At 42.4% G+C, this 20,483-nt stretch carries 12 protein-coding genes; 4 read left to right on the forward strand and 8 right to left on the reverse strand.

Features of this window, described 5'->3' with window-relative positions; translation table 11 throughout:
- Positions 1-3: 3 nt before the first annotated feature.
- Both C5745_RS09160 and C5745_RS09165 read right to left on the reverse strand, forming a co-directional pair.
- Positions 4-384: a hypothetical protein gene (locus C5745_RS09160; RefSeq protein ID WP_105716702.1), complete on the reverse strand. Its 381-nt coding sequence runs from the start codon at positions 382-384 to the stop codon at positions 4-6.
- Between the two features lie 26 nt (positions 385-410).
- Positions 411-971, reverse strand: coding sequence for an NADPH-dependent FMN reductase (locus tag C5745_RS09165; RefSeq protein WP_105716703.1), 561 nt, complete (start codon positions 969-971; stop codon positions 411-413).
- Positions 972-1,102: 131 nt separating this feature from the next.
- Here C5745_RS09165 and C5745_RS09170 point away from each other — a divergent pair, with 131 nt between their 5' ends.
- Complete coding sequence (locus C5745_RS09170) at positions 1,103-2,161, forward strand: DUF6807 domain-containing protein (protein ID WP_105716704.1); 1,059 nt, start codon at positions 1,103-1,105, stop codon at positions 2,159-2,161.
- A 19-nt stretch (positions 2,162-2,180) separates the two neighbouring features.
- Here the strand turns inward: C5745_RS09170 and C5745_RS09175 are convergent, their stop codons facing one another.
- Together C5745_RS09175 and C5745_RS09180 are read right to left on the reverse strand one after the other, a co-directional pair.
- Positions 2,181-4,370 carry a glutamine synthetase III family protein gene (locus tag C5745_RS09175; RefSeq protein WP_105716917.1) on the reverse strand — a complete coding sequence of 730 codons (2,190 nt, stop codon included), beginning with the start codon at positions 4,368-4,370 and terminating at the stop codon, positions 2,181-2,183.
- Between the two features lie 171 nt (positions 4,371-4,541).
- Positions 4,542-7,280, reverse strand: coding sequence for a S9 family peptidase (locus tag C5745_RS09180; protein WP_105716705.1), 2,739 nt, complete (start codon positions 7,278-7,280; stop codon positions 4,542-4,544).
- Positions 7,281-7,459: 179 nt separating this feature from the next.
- On the opposite strand from C5745_RS09180, the gene C5745_RS09185 reads away from it, so the two are divergent.
- Positions 7,460-8,194: an SIMPL domain-containing protein gene (locus C5745_RS09185; protein ID WP_105716706.1), complete on the forward strand. Its 735-nt coding sequence runs from the start codon at positions 7,460-7,462 to the stop codon at positions 8,192-8,194.
- Between the two features lie 20 nt (positions 8,195-8,214).
- Here the strand turns inward: C5745_RS09185 and rnhA are convergent, their stop codons facing one another.
- Both rnhA and lon read right to left on the reverse strand, forming a co-directional pair.
- Positions 8,215-8,715 (reverse strand): ribonuclease HI, encoded by a 501-nt coding sequence (gene rnhA / locus C5745_RS09190; RefSeq protein WP_105716707.1) that lies wholly within the window; start codon positions 8,713-8,715, stop codon positions 8,215-8,217.
- Between the two features lie 67 nt (positions 8,716-8,782).
- Positions 8,783-11,242, reverse strand: coding sequence for an endopeptidase La (gene lon, locus C5745_RS09195; protein ID WP_105716708.1), 2,460 nt, complete (start codon positions 11,240-11,242; stop codon positions 8,783-8,785).
- A 293-nt stretch (positions 11,243-11,535) separates the two neighbouring features.
- Here lon and C5745_RS09200 point away from each other — a divergent pair, with 293 nt between their 5' ends.
- A complete protein-coding gene (locus C5745_RS09200) occupies positions 11,536-12,207 on the forward strand; it encodes a tetratricopeptide repeat protein (RefSeq protein WP_105716709.1) in 672 nt (223 codons plus the stop codon).
- A 50-nt stretch (positions 12,208-12,257) separates the two neighbouring features.
- Here the strand turns inward: C5745_RS09200 and C5745_RS09205 are convergent, their stop codons facing one another.
- Together C5745_RS09205 and C5745_RS09210 are read right to left on the reverse strand one after the other, a co-directional pair.
- Positions 12,258-13,748 carry a RagB/SusD family nutrient uptake outer membrane protein gene (locus C5745_RS09205; protein ID WP_105716710.1) on the reverse strand — a complete coding sequence of 497 codons (1,491 nt, stop codon included), beginning with the start codon at positions 13,746-13,748 and terminating at the stop codon, positions 12,258-12,260.
- Positions 13,749-13,778: 30 nt separating this feature from the next.
- Positions 13,779-16,892 (reverse strand): SusC/RagA family TonB-linked outer membrane protein, encoded by a 3,114-nt coding sequence (locus tag C5745_RS09210; protein WP_105716711.1) that lies wholly within the window; start codon positions 16,890-16,892, stop codon positions 13,779-13,781.
- A gap of 492 nt (positions 16,893-17,384) precedes the next feature.
- Here C5745_RS09210 and C5745_RS09215 point away from each other — a divergent pair, with 492 nt between their 5' ends.
- A complete protein-coding gene (locus C5745_RS09215; protein WP_105716712.1) occupies positions 17,385-20,471 on the forward strand; it encodes a SusC/RagA family TonB-linked outer membrane protein in 3,087 nt (1,028 codons plus the stop codon).
- The last annotated feature ends 12 nt before the right edge of the window (positions 20,472-20,483 follow it).

Below are 20,483 nucleotides of genomic sequence, written 5' to 3' on the forward strand. Positions count from 1 at the left end.
TTTTTATTTCGTGTCAGATCCTGTCCGTTTAAGAATCATAACCGCTTCATATTGGTCTGTATCGTAATGAGGCGGCTCAATTGTCAAACTGGTCGGGTAGGGTTTTGACTTATCGAAAAAATATATTTTCGTTGTACTCCCATAATCGTTGGTAGGAAACATATCTGCGCAGGCATCATATTGTGCGTTTTCCATGTCGTCTACGGTCACGGCATACACACGCATAATTCCCCCCTTATTCTGTTCATTTCGAACAAACGCTACCTCTTCAAAACCGCCTTCTAAATCTTTGATGGACGGTTGGTTGTAAGCTTCCCAGATTCCGTATCCTAACAGGAGAATTAAACCGACCGCAATTATCCAAATTTTTCTTTTTCCTTGCATCTGTATGGTGTGTTTTATTAACGAAGTTATCTTTGTTCAAATTTTTGTTTTAGTATCTTTTTTGTTTTTCGGACTTTAGCCTCCAATTGGCTTCTGAACAATACGTTTGTAACGCCTTTACCTTCTTCGAAGTTTTGAGAAAATTCGGGAAGGCTGAAATTCTCCAATACTTCTGCACCATCAAAAGGTAATCTGTTTACGGCAATTTCCAACACAGATTGTCCGCCTCGTTTTCCGGGTGAGGTGGCCATTAAAAAAACTGGTTTGCCATTGAAAATTTTTCTTTTTGGTATTCTGGATACCCAGTCTATTATATTTTTATACGCGGCATTATAGTTACCATTGTTCTCTGCAAAAGATATAAGGATAAAGTCTGCTCGATCAATTTTTTCGGCGAAGGCATAGGCCAACGATGGGATACCCGATGCTTTTTCTCGTTCCTTCGAGAAAAGTACCATGTCAAAATCGTTCAAGTCCAATATTTCTATAATGTCGTCGGATGCTTTGTAGTATTTGCTAACACTCGTTACCAGTTGCTTGTTTATGGATTGAGCGCTATTACTTGCGGCGAATGCTAAGATGTTCATCAATGTAGGGTTGTTTTATGGTATAAATTTAAGGATTATTTTTTTTGAATCTTAGCTCATGCTGATTTCATATAAAAAGTTATGTTTGTAAGTGTAGTTTCCGAAGTAGTTTAATAGAAAAGCAGATACTGATGACCGATAGAAATACCTTATTGTTATATATAGCAAGTACAATGATGATGCTCGTATCTGGGCCATCTGTACATTTTACTTATGGTCAAAACGGAATGCGGACGGATAGCCTTCAGTTGGTGATAGATAGTGTGCTTACCGTTTTCAAGAACGACCAACCGTTACTTACCTATCATTTCAATACCGTCTATCCGCCAAAAGGACAGGATAGTAGTTACAGGCGCAACGGTTTTATTCATCCGATTTATACCTTAAAAGGACACAGACTTACGCGGATACAGCCGCGTGATCATTACCATCACTATGGCGTTTGGAATTCTTGGACGCATACGTTATTTAAGGCCGATACTGTCGACTTTTGGAATCTTTATAAAAAATCAGGGACAGTTCGCTTTGTTCAGTTGCTCGATCACAAAGTCAACGAGCGGGACGCAACATACACAGCGCTCCATGAGCATGTTGTCTTTAAAGGGGATGGGCAGGAAGAGGTAGCACTTCATGAGTGGCAAACGGTTAAGGTTCACTTACCGAAGGGGCAGGATAACCATTACTGGATTGATATAATTATTGAAATGCGCTGTGCTACCTCCAAGCCACTACGGCTTCTTACTTACCGATATGGTGGTCTAGGATGGCGGGCGTTGGCATCTTGGAACGCTGATAACAGTAGCGTACTGACTTCCGAAGGCAAAACGCGGGAAGAGACGGATGGCAGCAGAGCACGTTGGTGTATGGTGCAGGGGGAGTTCTCATCAAGCGGATATGGTGGTATGGCGATATTGTCACATCCTCGGAATTTTAATCATCCTGAACCCTTACGTATCTGGGATGGCAGGGCCAATGGCGGAAAAGAGAATGTATTCATCAATTTTTCTCCAACAAAAGATCGGGATTGGCTCTTAGCGCCTGACCAGACTTATACGCTTATGTATAGATTGGTGGTTTTTGACGGCCAACGGCTCGCCGCAGATATCGAGCATGAGTGGCGGCATTTTGCAAATGAGAAGTGCCATAAAAAAGCACTCAACGGAAAGTTGAGTGCTGACGCTATGAATTGAGGTTAGTAGCGTTGTTTTCTTATCGTAAGAATAATAACTCTCTTAATTTTGGAAGAGGCCATTTGTTGTCGTCGATGATTTTTTCCAATTTGTTCACGTGATAACGAATTTCGTCAAAATAAGGTTTGACGACTTCGTCATAAGCAATTGCGCGTTCACGAAGGTCTTCGATGTTGTTCGCTTGTTTACGTGATTGACGCATTTCTTCCGCTTTTTCCAAAATCAGATTGGTGTGTTTTGAAATACGTTCTACCAAGTTAATCTGAGAGCTATAAGCTTCTTTTGCTAAACCTAAGTCTTTCAAACCTTTAACGTTCTCGATAAGCTCGTTTTGATAAATAAAGCACGCCGGTGCGATTTGGCTGGTTACTACTTCGCCAATTACACGAGCTTCAATTTGTAGTTTCTTAAAGAAGTTTTCCAACAAAATCTCGTGACGTGCCTCTGATTCGCGCTTAGTGTATATGCCTAATTTTTCAAACAAAGCGAGGTTTTCGTCTTTAACATATACATCTAATGCCTTAGGCGTTGATTTAATGTTAGAAAGTCCACGAGCCTCGGCCTCAACAGCCCACTCATCGCTATATCCATTACCTTCAAAACGGATCGCTTTCGATTCTTTGATGTACTTGCGGATAACGTTAAGCAAGGCGAGGTCTTTTTTCGTGCCTTTTTTGATTTGTTTGTCGACCTCTGTTTTAAACTCGATAAGTTGGTTGGCAACGATAGCATTGAGTACAATCATTGGCAATGCGGAGTTTGCAGACGATCCAACAGCCCGGAATTCAAATTTATTTCCGGTAAAGGCAAAAGGCGAAGTACGGTTACGGTCGGTGTTGTCTAGTTGCAGATCTGGAATTTTAGGAATTCCGTGCCACAAGCTAGCATCGTTTTTCACTTTTTTCGCTACACGGGCAGATTCTACTTCTTCTAGAATTTCATCCAATTGAGAACCTAAGAAAATAGAGATGATTGCCGGAGGTGCTTCGTTTGCCCCTAGACGGTGATCATTACTATGGCTTGCGATAGATGCACGAAGTAAATCAGCATGTTCATATACGGCTTTAATCGTATTTACGAAAAAGGTTAAGAACATCAAATTGTTTTTTGGAGTCTTGCCTGGCGAAAGTAGATTGACACCTGTATTGGTAATTAATGACCAGTTGTTGTGTTTTCCTGATCCGTTAATCCCACTAAACGGTTTTTCGTGCAACAATACTTTGAAGTGATGACGAACAGCTACTTGCTCCATTAAATTCATCAACAATTGATTGTGGTCGATTGCTAAGTTGATTTCTTCATACATCGGTGCACATTCGAACTGAGAAGGAGCAACCTCGTTGTGCCTAGTTTTCAGTGGAATACCCAATTTCAACGCTTCGTTTTCCAAATCTACCATATACGCTAGAACACGCTCTGGGATAGCACCAAAATAGTGATCTTCCAATTGTTGCCCCTTTGCAGACATATGTCCAAAAAGGGTACGGCCCGTAAATTGAAGATCTGGGCGCGCATGGAATAATGAAAGGTCGACTAGAAAATATTCTTGTTCGATACCGAGGGAAGCATTAACTTTTGATACGGACTTGTCAAAATATTGAACGACGTCAGTCGCGGCGTTATCGATTGCTTCTATTGCTTTTAATAAAGGTGCTTTGTAATCCAGAGATTCACCGGTATAAGAAACAAATACCGTGGGAATACATAGTGTTTTGCCTGCAGCAGTTTCGAAGATAAAAGCTGGAGAAGAGGGATCCCATGCAGTATAACCGCGGGCCTCAAATGTATTGCGAATACCGCCGCTCGGAAAGGAAGAAGCATCTGGCTCTTGTTGCACCAACGAATCACCTGAAAACTTCTCAATAGCATCGCCGTTTTCATCAGGCTCGAAGAAAGCATCATGTTTTTCTGCAGTACTGCCGGTTAAAGGTTGAAACCAGTGGGTGTAATGTGAAGCCTCATTACTGATGGCCCATGTTTTCATTGCTTGTGCAATCTGGTCGGCGAGTTCACGCGATATCTTTGTACCTGCGTCAATAATTTGAATAAGTTCTTTGTACGTGCTTTTGGAAAGATAGTCTTTCATCTTCGCAATAGTAAATACATTTTTTCCGTAGATACTAGTTGCCTTTAACGATTCTACTTTTTCCATATCTTCTACCGGACGAGATATGGCTAACTCTGTTGCTTTAAATCTAGGGCTTGACATTTTTTTTATGATATTTTTTATAGTTTCGGTTGTTTTTTCGTTGTAAAAGTACATTTATTTTGGGAAATACAATAAAAAAATGAATAAAAACAGCATTTTTTGTTTATTTTGTTTGTTGGTGGCGACAAAAACAAGCCTTTTTTTGGTAAGTCACATCTTTGTTTTTGTTTTTTAGTCAAATCCCCAGTTAATTCCCTTTTCTTTTGCGGGAACCCCGTGTTCCAGCCATCCTGGAGCTGGCTTGCCTTTTAGAAAGTGGTCAAAGAACTGTGCCTGCCGAATCTGTATGTCTTTCCGGTTCTGTCTTTTCATCAGGTTATGCTCGTCTCCATTATAATTTAATAGCCAAACTGGCTTCTGTAAACGCCTTAACGCTGTGAACATCTCGATCCCTTGGTACCAGGGCACTGCACCATCGTTATCATTGTGCATAATAGCAACAGGTGTTGTCACGCGGTCCAAAAAGAAGAGCGGCGAATTTTCGATATAGCGTTCACGGTCTTCCCACAGCGTTTTTCCGATACGTGATTGTGTTTGTTCGTACTGGAATTGTCTGGACATACCACTCTGCCAACGGATACCGCCGTAGGCTGATGTCATATTGACGACGGGCGCACCACTCCACGCTGCTGCATACATATTCGTCCGTGTAATCAAATGCGCTACCTGGTAGCCGCCCCAGCTTTGTCCTTGAATAGCCATCTTGGTAGAGTCTACCCAAGGATTCTGTGCCAAATAACGCATGCCGGAATTTACATATTCTTCCGCGGACTTTCCAGGATACCCGATTTCATAACGTATATCTGGTGCAAATACCAAATATTCGTTGCTTACATAATAAGGTATATTTAATCGGGAGGGAGTGGGGGCGGGTGCTTGGTAACTATATAGCCCCTTACTGAGCTTTTCATAGAAATAAGCGATGATGGGGTATCTTTTGTTTGGATCAAAGTTCTCGGGTTTATACAGGATACCCTCAGCGGCGAACCCAGACGGCGTCGTCCATTGTACGTGTTCTGCGGTTCCCCAATTATAGGTTGCCTGTTGGGGATTAATGTCTGTAAGACGTAATTCATTTTTAAACTCTTTGCTTACATATAGATCAGGTGAATTCAAGTAGTTCTCTTTGGTATAAATGACCGTTTCGCCGCCCGGCCCACGTTTAAAGTTCCGAAAGGTATATCCACCAGAAAAGATTTCATCTGGTTTTCTGCTTTTGGAAGTGCCTATGGTGTAAATACCGTTGTATTTGGTGCCTTCGTTAAATCCTGTAATAAAAATATTTTCTTTTTCGGGTATAATAGTGGTCTTGTATCTTGGATTGTCGTTTGGATTTAAATCGATATAGCGAAAAATGGTTTGCGTTGCACGCCCTTCACCATTGGTGAACAGTCCCTTTCTTTTTCCAGCTAAATCAAATTTCCAGATATCATACCGGTCATAAATGTAAACATCTTTTCCGTTTGCGGACCAGCCGGCTATACCATAGGGACTTGGCAAAGAGGGGGAGTCGTTTTCCTCATCAACAAAATTAACGGGCAAACCATCGTTTAGCAAGACTGTTTTTCCCGAAGAAATTTGGTAGCTATACCAGTTGCCGGTTTCACGATCAAAATAAAGGACGAAATCCCCTTTTGGAGATATAGATGCATAGCCATTTAGGTTTTCTTTTACGATCTTTTTTTGGCCGGATATAGTCGATATGATGTAAATATCAGATAATGCGAAACCTTCCCATTGTGCAGCGATGCGCTTGCCAAAATCAGACGTAGCCAATATCCATTCGTTATCTGCCTCATCCGTGATATTGGTCCGATTAAACTTGTCATCTGCGAGTTGTACCAATCGATTGGCACTAGGGTATATTACAGCAAGGAAATTTTGGCTTTTATCCCGTTTTAAATTGGCGAGCTGTTGCGGTTGTATATAATCATCTTTCCAATGCCAGATATCTACCTGTGCGTGTTCAAAATCGATTAAGGTGGTGTCTTTTACTTTCGGAACGGGAGCTGTTCCAAAAAATAACTTTTGGCCGTTCATACTGAATTTTAGTTTCCCATCGCCACTTACCCGCCATTGAGACGGCATTCCCACACTTTGTTGGCTAACAAGTACACGAGCGGTGTCGAGCTGAGCTGTATAGTAGTAAAGTTTGAAATCTTTAAGAAGTGATTTTTCGGGTGTTTTATCTGCAAGAAAAGCGAGTTGTGTACCAGCATCATCAAAAAGTAGTTCTTTATAATCACCTTGACCGTTGCTGATCTTTTTTAAGTTCTTGCCGGTTATATCGAAAATATAGAGACCGGCATCAGTGGACAGGGAATCTTTTGCTTCGCTTTTCTTTGAAAACAGGAGGAAATTTTCATTTGGGCTCCATGCGTATTGGTCTACGTTGTAGAAATTCAATGTATCGCCGGTGATCAGATTTCTAAGGTGGAGGATAGCAGTGGAATCGGCTCCAAGAAATGCGACATACTCATTTTTATTTTGCGCAAGCTTGTACGTACTTACCGCTGGAAATTTCCATTGATCTTTATGTTGGATGTCTATGATAATCAGGGAATCCTTCGGCATATCTGCATTTTTTTTCTTTTTGATTTTCGCTTGCCTTGTTTCTTCGAAAGTAGGCTTTATTTTAGCAATGAGGAATGACTCATCCTGCGTAAGTTTTGCGTCCGCAGCGCGAGGTAAAGAAATAAGGAGTTCGTTATCCTTACTTTTGATCTCGAATATTGCATCACCCTCTTGCGGTGTGATCTGATATTGGATGAGTTGCCCAGTTTTGCTGACTTCAGGATTGCTAATGCTTTTCCAATTATCATAAACGTTATGATCTAGTGGACGTTTCTGCGCAAATAGTCCGGTAAATAAGACTAAAATGCTTAATGTAAAGGTTATACGAATTTTCATTATAAACAGACTCCTTTTTTAGGACGATGAAGCTTACGTGAACGGTAATGACTCCGCAGCTCTCGCGAGGGTAAACTAACTAATTCGCGCTGAAAGTAAGGATTAAAAAGTAAAAAGTCAATAACATTAGGCACGGAAATTGGTAAATTACAAGCGTATCATTTATTAGAGAGATAAATATGAAATCAAATAGTATACTGGCAGCCGTGATCGGGGCGTTGGCTATCGTAATTTTTGCTGTGATATTGGCAAATGCGTATAAATATAAATATAGAATCAATAATACAATAAACGTTACGGGAAATGCAAAAAAGGATTTTGAATCGGATATCGTAAAATGGTCGGCATCCTTCAATCGTAAATCCATGGATTTGAGTGCTGCTTCAGAACAGCTAAAAAAAGACAGGGATCTGGTACGTCAATTTTTGGAACAACAGGGTGTCAAACCGAAAGAGATTATCTTTAATGCGGTAAACATAAATCGCGAATTTTCCTATCATTCAGACGGACAGGGAAATAGCTATAATACGTTCACGGGTTATAATTTGTCACAGAATGTAAGTGTCGAATCGAAAGATTTAGATAAAGTAGACAATGCTTCGCGAGAAATCTCCACGTTGATTTCACAAGGCATTGAGCTCAGCTCAAATTCGCCAAACTATTATTATTCCAAATTAGAAGATCTCAAATTAGAATTGATCTCCCAAGCCTCTGAGAACGCGAAACAGCGAGCTTCGAACATTGCTATCGAGGCAGGTTCCTCGTTGGGGGATTTAATCAAAGCAGATTTAGGGATTTTTCAGATAACGGGGCAGAACGACAATGAAGAATATTCTTATGGAGGAGCGTTTAATACAACTGCTCGAAATAAGACAGCAAATATCACCGTAAAGACGAGTTACACAGCCAAATGACCTAGATTGTAGAACTTCCTTCAAAAGGCGTCACTACATGTTGCCTCGAACACTGCATCGATTTGCCAATTGGCCTTGTCTTTTGAGGCTTTTACCGCTAATTGATCGCAGCGTTCATTCAGTGGATGTCCGGCGTGACCTTTTACCCAAACTAATTTAATCTGATGTTGTCTGTATAAGCTCATCAGTCTCAACCAAAGATCCTTATTCTTTTTACCTTGAAACTCTTTTTGCATCCAACCATACACCCATTTTTTATCGATAGCATCGATAACGTATTTGGAATCGGAATATATTGTAACTTTTTGATTGGCGTTTTTGAGGGCCTCTAGGCCGACTATCACCGCTAAAAGCTCCATACGATTATTGGTCGTTTTCCGAAAGCCACCCGAAAATTCCTTTTCGATAAGTTTGCCTTGAAATACCGGATTATTACCTTGATAAATTGTTCTTAAAATTGTGCCGTAACCACCAGGACCCGGATTGCCGCTTGATGCGCCATCTGTATAAAGTTCAATCATGAGATCCAAAAGTAAACAATATCTTCTTATCTAAAAAAGCCCGCATACGATTAGCGGGCTTATGGTACTAGTTTACACGATTCAAATCTTTTGGATGCTTAACTTTCTGGTTCAAAAGTGCGATGCCAATGACTTCAGACATTTTGGTTACATAGTGGAATTTTAGATCTTTCACATAATCTTCCTTAATCTCCAAAACATCCTTTTCATTGGCGCGGCATAAGATGATTTCCTTAATATTGGCACGTTTTGCTGCTAAGATTTTTTCCTGTATACCTCCGACTGGAAGTACGCGCCCGCGTAATGTGATTTCACCCGTCATGGCGAGTTTTTCTTTCACTTTTCGCTGGGTAAAAAGAGATGTTAAAGCCGTTAACATCGTTACACCGGCAGAGGGGCCATCTTTCGGCGTAGCACCCGCTGGAACGTGAACGTTGACGTCCCATTTATCAAATACGTTATAGTCGATGTCAAACTCTTCCGCGTGGGATCTTAGGTAGGCCATCGCAATGGAGGCAGATTCTTTCATTACATCGCCGAGATTGCCAGTTAAGCTTAACTTTCCTTTGCCGGGACTCAAGCTCGATTCAATAAATAGGATATCACCTCCTACGGCGGTCCAAGCAAGCCCTGTAACAACGCCCGCTATCTCGTTGTCTTCGTACAAATCCTTCTCAAATAATGGAGCGCCAAGTATTTCCTCGGTCATCTGTGAGCTTATTTTCGGATTGTATTCCTTTTCCATAACGATACGTGTAGCCACGCCACGCACGATGGAGCCGATTTTCTTTTCTAAACCACGTACGCCTGATTCTCGGGTATATTCGTCAATGATTTTCTCAATCACTTTGTTATTTAACGAAACATCTTTTTTTGCGAGTCCGTGTTGTTGAAGTTGTTTAGGCAGAAGATGCTTTTTAGCAATTTCTATCTTTTCTTCAATTGTATAACCATTCACCTCAATGATTTCCATACGGTCCAGCAAAGCTGGTTGAATGCCGTTCAATGAATTTGCGGTAGCGATAAACATGACTTTGGAAAGATCGTATTCCATCTCGACGTAATGGTCATAAAAATTTGTGTTTTGTTCCGGATCCAATACTTCCAACAAGGCGGACGATGGATCTCCTTTGAAATCGGCACCTAACTTATCAATCTCGTCCAAAACAAAAACAGGGTTGGATGTTCCCGCCTTATTCAGCGACTGAATAATACGTCCAGGCATAGCACCAATATAGGTTTTTCGGTGTCCGCGGATTTCGGCCTCATCGCGGATACCGCCCAGTGCCATACGGGTATATTTACGGCCCAGTGCTTTTGCTATAGATTTTCCTAGCGACGTCTTTCCCACGCCAGGAGGGCCAACTAAACAAAGAATGGGCGCTTTCATGTCGTTTTTGAGTTTCAACACCGCCAGATATTCGATAATGCGTTGCTTGACCTTCTCCAATCCATAATGGTCTTTGTCAAGAACTTTTATCGCCCTACCTAAATCGAAGTTGTCTTTCGTATATTCTCCCCACGGTAAATCAAGCATTAACTCCAAATAATTGATCTGGACAGAATAATCGGCAGCGGCTGGATTAATACGCCCAAGCTTTTCCAATTCTTTATTGAAATGCTTTCGTACTTCTACCGACCATTTCTTGGCTTTAGCTCGATTTTCTAGTTCGTGCATTTCCAAATCTGGTGTGTTTCCTCCTAGTTCCTCTTGTATAGTCTTGAGTTGTTGATTCAGAAAATAATCCCGTTGTTGTTTGTCTAAGTCTACCCTAACTTTGTTCTGAATTTGGTTTTTTAACTCCAACATCTGGATTTCGGTCGTAAGGTGTTCCAAGAGAATCTTTGCCCGCTTTACAAAATCTTTCGTCTCTAAAAGCTCCTGTTTTTGTTGGATTTCCAACGCCATGTTTGACGAAATGAAGTTCACGAGGAAAGTGGGACTCTCGATGTTTTTGATTGCTAGGCCGGCCTCGCTAGGAAGGTTTGGGGAAAGCTGGATGATTTGCAGTGCTAGCTCCTTTACAGAAGAAATCAACGCCTTAAATTCCCTGCTCGATACCTTGGGTTTATCTTCTATAACACGTTCTACTTTTGCTTTTAGGTAGGGATCAGCGGTCACCATTTCCGTTATCTTAAACCGCTGTTTTCCTTGGATGATCACCGTGGTGTTGCCATCGGGCATTTGCAAAATTTTAATGATACTGGCAGCGGTACCGATTTTATGAAGTTGATCTAGGGTAGGCTCCTCAATATTCATGTCTTTTTGGGAAACTACTCCAATGGTACGATCTCCTTTGTAGGCTTCTTTTACCAATTTGATAGACTTATCGCGTCCCACTGTAATAGGAATCACGACACCCGGGAAAAGCACCGTGTTACGTAATGGGAGTATAGGTAATACTTCAGGTATATCGGCTTTGGTCATCTCTTCTTCATCCTGCGAACTTAGCAACGGAAAAAATTCCGTGTCTTCGTTTATGACAGAAAATACTTGTTTGATATCAAATGTGTCGTTTTTATTCATTATATATGCGCGTTCTTCCGACAATATGTCAGAATTTTAACTGATTTATGAGAAAGTAATTACGAAACCACTATGTGCAAGAGAAATGCCAAGTTTAAAATTTGGTATTATTTATGTTAATAAACAAAGAAACCTGTTAAATCGGCAGAACAAGACGGATGATAAAAGATATTTCATGTACAATAAATGTGGAAATGTTCATAACTTCGCTTTGTCTTGTTAAACTATTTAACGGAGATTTATTCCAATAAAATAGTGTTTGATTAAAAATTAGCAGAATAAAAAAAAACTATATGAAACGGAGATTTTTGAGTAACTCATGGAGAGTGGTGAAGTTAGGTTTGGCTTCGGCTACGATTGCTTTATTTACACTAACGGTTCAAGCGCAAGAACAAGCTCAGCACAGCAATCCAAATGTTCGCTTAGGACAAAAAGCATTATTGGATGGTGATTTTAAATCAGCCGCTTCCCATCTGCAAAAAGCACTTCCCGCAGAAGCAGGCGATCCGGATGTACAGTACTTATTGGGGTATTCTCAATTCCATAATGGAGATTATAATAAAGCTATCGAGACGTTTAAAAAGGTTATATCATTGGATCCTAAACATACGTCCGCATATTATTATAAAGGTAAAGCTAGCAGTAATCTGGCTATTGCGAGCGGTAGTAAGTTAGACAATGGCGCGAAAGAGCAGCTGTTAAAAACCGCCATAGAGGATTACAGTAGGGCCGTTTCGATCACGCCGAATGATGCAAAATTGTATCAAAATAGGGCAATAGCCTATCGTGACCTTGGGATTTTGACGGGTACTACCGGCGCGGCAAACTATGACAAAGCGAAAGCGACGGACGCCTATAATAAAGCGGTAGCTGATTACGAAAAGGTACTTAGCTATGATGCTTCTCGTAAGGATATCCAAACGGAAGTAAAAAAAGCGAAAGTTTATCGAGATAATTTAAAGTAGTGAAAATCGAATAATATAAAGGCTGTCCTAGGACAGCCTTTTTTGATGGTTTAGTTTTTATCTAAATTAGGATTTCGACGTATCTCCTCGTCTGGAATGGCAAAAATATAATAAGGGCTGTTAGCCGTGAATTCTTTACCATCTGGGAAGTTAACGACACGATGCCCCTGTCCGTTCACGTTTTTTACCTCACCGTCCGGCGTAGTGATTTCGACTTGGATGGGCGTGCCGTCGCTATTTAAAAAGGCTTTTCGTACAACGGACCTTTGGGTACGGATTATGTCTGAAAGAGCAAAGCCTTCTCCCCAAAGTTCTTTCCGACGCTCTATAAGTATTTCCTCGAGCAATGCGCCAGAGGCAGTTGAATAAAGAGGTGTTTTCCGGGCGGCCCTCAAGGTATTGAGCGCTTCTATAGCTTTAGCTGTTTGCCCGGCACGCGCATAACCTTCAGCGGCAATTAACCACATTTCTGCAGACCTCATATAGACGATGTCGCCAATTAGGTTAGACTTGAATTTAAACTTTTTGTACCGTAAAAAACCTTCTCTTCCCGGTTCGCCGTCCCATTCAAAAAGCTTATAACGGATATCGCCTGGATCAAATAAATCTTTAAAATAAGGGTCTGCCATGTAACTGAAATAATAAGAGCCAGAGGAGGAAACATCCAAATAATGGAATGTGTAGCTTGCGGTGTTTTGCTCACTAGTTTGCACGTGTCCCCAGATCCATTCGGCATTTCCGACATCATTAAACCCTTGCTCGTAGGCCTCGGCTGTCATAAGGTCATACCCCTCTTTTGCGTTCTCTGCTGCTTCGGCCGCATCTTCCCATAGTCCCATATTCAAATAAGTCCTAGCCAATAATCCTTGTACGACATGCTTATCAATTCGGTATTTGTTGTGACGTTCGTAATCTTCCAATAGCGTAGATGCACCATTAAGATCATTCAAGATTAGACGGTAGATGTCTTCCAGGCTTGCTTTGGGCTTTCCTTTCGTTTCTCGGGTCGTTGGTTCGGTGTATATAGGTACTGTTAACGCATTTTTATCTTTTTGGTAACTGAACTGATAGAAGGACGCTAGATTGAGATAACAGAATGCGCGCAGCGCTTTTGCCTGTCCCTTTAAACGCTCCTTGTCCGTGTCACTGCCTTCGGCTGCATCGACTCTATGGATTACATTGTTTGTGTTGTCAATTACCTTATATAATAAAGTCCAGAGTGACCTGACACGATATGCTGTCGAATTGATCATCTCGTTAAAGGTGTACGCATCTCGGTAGCCGTATTTGGTGGTAACAGCTACATCGTTCCCCATTGCGTCACTCGTTCGCATGAATGCGGTATAACCAGGATTAGCGTAGGTAAAATAGGTGTCGTTCAGGTATCTCCATGTACCCTCTATGACGGTTTCTATATTCTCCGTTGATTTGTAAATTTCGGTATCCACAACCGCATCAGTGGGAGCGGTATCGAGTATGTCGCTGCAAGACGTCGAGACCAACAGCGTCAAGATTGCAATATATATATATGTTAGTTTCATTTTTCAGTGTTTTTAATATTTCTATATCGTTTATAGCCCCAATTGTAATCCGCCAGAAATAGTGCGTATAGCAGGATACCGATAGTAGGTTGCTCCGTTTACAGTTTGCTCGGGATCCATCCCCTTATGTCCATAAAAAGTGAGTATGTTTTCTGCTACCGCAAAGATCCGTAAGTTGCCTATTCCTATACGCGATAGGACGGACTGGGGGATTGTGTATCCGATACTAACGTTCTTCAAGCGAGCATATGTTCCACTATAGAGGAAGCGGGTAGAAGTAGACGTCCAACTCAAGTTGTCGGTGGTCAAACGCGGCACATCGGTTTCCGTATTTTCAGGTGTCCAGCGGTTTAAGATCTCCTTGCTCCAAGCGCGACCGGGCGTATTCCCATTATGCATAATCATGAGATAATCATTGTCTAAGACCTGTCCGCCGATACTAAAGCTTAGCAATGCGGAAAAATCTACGCCTTTATAGGAAAAACTATTATTTATACCACCTACAAGCTTGGGTAGCGAACTCCCTTGTATGAATCGCCCTGCATCCCCATGAATCGAAGTCGTCTTGGTACTTCTGTTGCCATCCTCATCGGCTAGATACCATAATGGATTCCCGTTCTCTGGATCTACACCAGCCCATTCGGGAATATAAAAATCGTAAATGGAACCTCCGATGCGCAAAAGTTTATTTCCCGCGTCTAACGGTTCGTTGTTTTCGGTGGGGAGCTCCGTTATCTGGTTGCGATAATGAGAGAAATTTACGTCTAGGTTCCACCGAAAATCCGAAGTTCGAACGGGTATCGTGCGTAAATCTATATCGAAACCTGTATTTTTCATGGAACCAATATTTGCATCATATCCGATATAGCCAGACGACGGTGGAAGCGGCATTGTAAATAGGAGGTCCTTACTTTGTCTGTTAAAATACTCCGCAGACAAGGAGATCCGATTCTGGAGTATGGCAATATCCAAACCGAGATTTAAATTGAGATTTGTTTCCCATTTTAAATCTGGTGTAGGAAGGCGGTCAGTTACCGTACCCCCTCGACCTAAATTATTGGCTATCGTATATAATCCTTGATGTGCATAGTATGTTCCGAGATTATCATTTCCCTGGCCACCATAGCTCGCGCGCAATGTCAGCTGGTTGATGAGTGTCTGGTCCTGGAAGAAGCTTTCTTCTGCTATTTTCCACGAACCACCCACGGACCAAAACGTACCCCATCGACTTTCTGGTGCAAATCGAGATGAACCATCGGTCCGTAAAGAAGCTGAAAGATGATAACGGTTTAGATAGCTATACTCCGCTCGGCCCAAAAAACTCAATAACCTATAATCGGAGGACGACCCGATAAATGAATTTAATTGGGATGCAGCGATAGGTTCATAAAACCCCGGTAAAACGAAACGTTCACGATCTCCGCTAATATTTGCTGAATGGAAATCATAATATTCGTGCCCCGCTAGTAAGTTGAGGTGGTGGTCATCAAATTCCTTGTCAAAAGTCAAGATGTTGTTCCAGGTTTGCGCTACGGTACGTACATTGGATTTATATACAGTTCCTCCACGCTCGGCTGAATTGCCATAGATTGGGTTGGTATAATCGTGCGTATTGGAATTGATATAATCCACACTATAAGTAGATCTAAATTTTAGAGTTGGGTGCAGTATTGCCTCTAGGTATGCCCGGGTTGAAACGTTTTCTCGTAGAATATCATTTTTATCCAGTGGGAGGGATGCAGCCAAATTGTTTCTTGGGGTAGCTCCACTGGGACGGTAATCCCCGAAATCCCAGACTTTGTTGTTATATGCATCTGTCTGGTAACTGCCGTCCGGGTTGCGTTTGTAGTAAGGATAAAAAGAAGGCACAAGCCGGGAGAAATTGATAATGTTGGCTGTGTTACTGTCTTCCGACTGCGGATACTGTTGAAGTGAGCTACTTCCGGCAAAGTTAATCCCAGCATTCAGCCAAGGGCGTAGCTTCGCGTCAATGTTTGACCGTACATTATAACGCCGATAGCCGGATTCAATCGCGATTCCATTTTCATTTAGATAACCGCCCGATATAAAATAGGTGTGGTTTTCGCCGCCACCGCTCAAATTAAGGTCAGCTTGTGTGCGGCTGCCTGTGCGTTGTAATACATCAGCCCAGTTGTCGTTCCATAAGGGTCTTGCCCCAGCGACTAACTGCCCATCTAGCCCGATGGGTTGGGGATAATCTGGTCCATACGGATTAATGTTTAAATCGGTAAGCAAGGTACTACTGGCATTTCTGGCAGCCTGTTCCGGATTGAGGTTGCTGGAGAGGTTTTTATTGCGAAGTGCTTCCCAATACAACATAAAATACTCGTCAGTTGTTACCTGTTCGTAGTCATTTACTGCTCGATTTGTTGCTCCTTGGGTAAAGTTGACGTTAATAGCTGCTTTTTCGCCCGCTTGTCCGCTTTTCGTCGTGATGATAATGACACCATTTGCACCTCGTGAACCATAAAGTGCACTGGAGGCTGCATCCTTTAATACGCTGACGGATTGAATATCATTCGGATTGATGGCATTGATATCGCCCATATACGGACTGCCATCGACTACATAAAGCGGGTCAGCTGAAGCATTAATGGAACCTATCCCACGAATACGAATGGCCGCCCCCGTGCCAGGCTGTCCGGATGAGGCTACGGACTGTAGGCCAGGAACCTGTCCTTCAAAGGCTTTGGAGATATCGGAAACCTGCCGGTTTTCAAGCTGTTTGTTGTTAATTGTGCTTACGGACCCCGTTATATTTCCTCTTCGTGAGGTTCCATATGCTACAACCACGACCTCGTCCAGATCTTTACTTGACACTTCCAGGGATACGTTAATTGTGGAAGAGGTGAGCGGGAGACGCTTAGTGTCGTAGCCCAGATATGAAAATATCAGTTCGACAGCAGAATCGTCAACTGCTAGGTTGTAATGTCCACCTCCTTCGGTAGACGTGCTGTTTAGTTGATCAGAAACCTGAACGCTTACACCGACCAGCGGCTCTCCGGTAAACGCATCTGTTACGACCCCTTGTATAGTGCGCGTTTGGGCGCGGAGAGACAGAGAGGAGCTTAAAAGCAGCAAAAGTGTCAGATAAGCATAAGAACATGTTGTAATTCTAGACATAAGTACGGCATTTAAAATTAAAATTGTTTGTTCAGAGCGAAAGCGTGCTGGTATCATAGATCGTCAGGTCTTTTCCGCTCCTTTTTAGTTTGCGGTGCAAATATAAATAATATATATAGATTTAGTAGTCTTTAATTAAAGTTTGTTATGCAAGTATTTTTCCATTCTGAGCAACGCATCCTCATTCTGAAATTTTTATCAATTGTAACGGAAACGTTGCCGGCAACGATTGCGCTTTTTTAATGCTTGATTAATTCGTGAATTGTTAACAAGATAGTTATCTTCATCAAGCTAATATATAAATCTAGTTGTTTATCTTTCTTTGCTTTCGGAGAGGGAAAATAGCTGGCCAAGTTAAATGAACATATAAATTGTATTATGGTATCTATTCGGTATTTCTCTTCATGTCATTTTTTCGATGATTAGCCAACGCTGCTATTTAAAACACAATCAACGAATCACATCATCTCACTTTATTTAAACAAATCGTTTATGAGGAAATTCATATTTTTATTTTTTACCTTTCTTTCCAGCTTTTATGCGGTCGGACAGAATCGGGAGCTTACGGGAATTGTAAAGGACGAAGTCGGAATGCCGCTGGCCGGTGCAAGTGTTCGGCTAGCACAATCAACGATAGGTGCCAGTACAGATGCCGATGGCACGTTTAAACTGACAATTCCCGAAGAAGGGACACACTCGCTTGTTGTCGACCTTATGGGATATAAATCGAAGACCATATCTATTGGAGGAACTGCCAGCCTTGATATTGTCTTAATCGTTGACGAAGCCTTGGCTTTGGACGAAGTGGTGGCGGTGGGATACGGAAGTGTCCGCAAAAGAGATCTTACTGGCGCCGTTGGTTCTGTTGGAGGCAAAGAGCTCCAGGAACGAGGAACGACCTCTGCCATGGAAGCGCTGCAGGGTACTGTTCCAGGAGTTGACATCAGTAGTACTTCTACACGCCCTGGCAGAACATTCAATATCCAGATCAGAGGACAAAATTCTATGCAGGGGGGAGAACCTTTATATATCGTCGACGGTATTGCAACCGGTAACATTGATTTTCTAAACCCAGCGGATATTGAGAATATTGATGTGCTAAAAGATGCTTCGTCCACGGCGATATATGGATCAAGGGGATCGAACGGTGTTGTCATCGTGACTACCAAGAATGCGGGTAGACCGGGTGATACGCGGACAACAGTAACTTATGATGGTTATTACGGTGTGAGGGAGTTGGCTAGAATCCCAGATTTTATGGATGGACGGGAGTGGGTAGATTTTCGTACATCCGCGTACTACACCTATGCCAATGACCGGTATTCGCTAGACAATCTGAATACTATCCTGCAAAATAGTCCTTTATTGGAGTCACGTCTTTATAATGAACAGTACGAGGATTGGTTGGGGCTGGGGACGAGGACTGGGAGACAACAGAACCACTATTTGGGAATTGCCGGCGCCGCTGATAAACTGACGTATAATCTCGGCGTGGGCTATCAACAGGAAGTTGGTAACTTTTTGAAGGAAGATCTGAACCGGTACACGTTAAAACTTTCCGTGGAACATAAAACGTCTGAATATTTTAGTACCGGGGCGAGCATCAATTTTGTGCACGGCATTAATAATTCGGGGAGTGAACACGGCTACCGTGATATTCTACGCATGCCTCCTATCTTGTATGCACACGATGAAAATGGCAATCTGATCGCGCAGCCTGGTATTGCGACGTCTATTCAAGGTACTGGAAATTTCACGAGCTCACCCAATCCGTTGAACGAAATCAATAGTGGTACGGAAGAAATCCGTCAATACGATTTACTGTCGAACATTTTTGCGGAATTGCGCCCGATGGAAAACTTATCTATTCGCAGTACATTCATGCCGAGATTCAGTCGGATGCGGACAGGCCGGTATTATGGTATCGTCCCTGGGACGCGAAATCAGGATGTGTCGTATCAGGATAATATCGAAAATCTGGAGTGGACCTGGGATAATGTCATCAACTATAATACGGTTATGGGAAATGATCATAAATTGGACGTTTCGTTAATTCAAAGTGCTTACAAAACGAGAGCTGAAGGTATCTGGGCTGGAGCAAATGATTTACCTTATCCATCGCAGTGGTACAATCTGTTCAGTGGTGCGTTTGCCGCAAATCAATCGGGAACATCTTATATTGAAACGAGCTTACTTTCTTTTGCAGCTCGGGCAAACTATGATTTCAAGGGACGTTACCTGTTGACGGGTACTATTCGTTATGATGGTAGTTCCAGGCTACGTAATAAATGGGCTGCATTCCCGTCAATGGCGGCCGCTTGGCGCATCTCGGAAGAGAATTTCATGCAAGACATCTCATTTGTCAACGATTTGAAACTAAGGACTAGCTTTGGGTATTCGGGCAACCACAATGGGATTGACGCCTTTGGCTCACAATTGACTCCACAAACCAATACGGTTATTTGGTATGATTTCAACGGTACCCCGGTGAGAGGATTTATGTCAGGCCCTCCGATTAACCCGGCTATTACCTGGGAGAAAACGAGGGAGTTAAATGTCGGGGTAGATTTTAGTTTGTTTAATCATCGGGTACGGGGTAATGTTGAGTTTTATGATAAGCTTTCCGACGGTTTATTGATGCAGCGTACATTGACGATTGAATCGGGTGTGCCCTGGATGATGGACAACATCGGTTCGGTCAGCAACCGTGGTGTGGAGGTAGGGTTGCACACGACAAATATCAGCCGTAACGACTGGGAATGGACCAGCTCTTTTATGTTCTCCCATAACAAAAACAAGATCCAAAGCCTATATGGGAAAAAAGAAGACGTAGTGGGGGAAACCCGCTTTATAGGACAGCCTATAGAGGTCATCTATGATTATCGGATTACAGGGCTCTGGCGCATGGACCAACTTGAGGAAGCGGCCCGGTACGGGCAACAGCCAGGACAGGCTATTGCGGCCGATACGGACGGTAACGGTCGGATTACACCGGCTGATCGCGTCATATTGGGATCACCTTATCCGGACTGGATCGGTAGTGTGACTTCAAACCTGCGCTATAAAAACTGGGATCTTTCTGTTAACCTATATACGCGTCAAGGCGTTTTCGTGGCCGATAGGTTCTTGGAAGAGTTTGGACCACAAAATACCCAGCGCGGGCGGCCAAAAATTAGATATGATTATTATATTCCACCAGGTCTTCCACGTTATGACTGGAATAATTGGGGTACGCATGCTGATGGAAGTCCGAAAGCGGTATGGGGGGATAGTGGAGAAGGAAATGAAAACGCCAAGTATCCGCATCCACAGAATGTCGGTCCTTACTATGGTAATAATGGACGTTATACGGATGCATCTTTTGTCAAAATCAGAAACATTGTAATGGGATATACTTTGCCCAGCGAAATGGTTTCGAAATGGAAAATGTCGTCGATGCGTGTATATGCCAATATTTTGAACCCTTTTGTGTTTACAAAATACGAAGGTTGGGATCCGGAGTATGCAACAACGGCTTTGAGCGAGGGGAATGGGCCAAGTAACGTAACGTATCAATTGGGGGTTAATGTCAGATTTTAAATTAAAAGAGAA

This window comes from Sphingobacterium haloxyli, assembly GCF_002980525.1.
In the GTDB taxonomy this organism is placed as follows: domain Bacteria; phylum Bacteroidota; class Bacteroidia; order Sphingobacteriales; family Sphingobacteriaceae; genus Sphingobacterium; species Sphingobacterium haloxyli.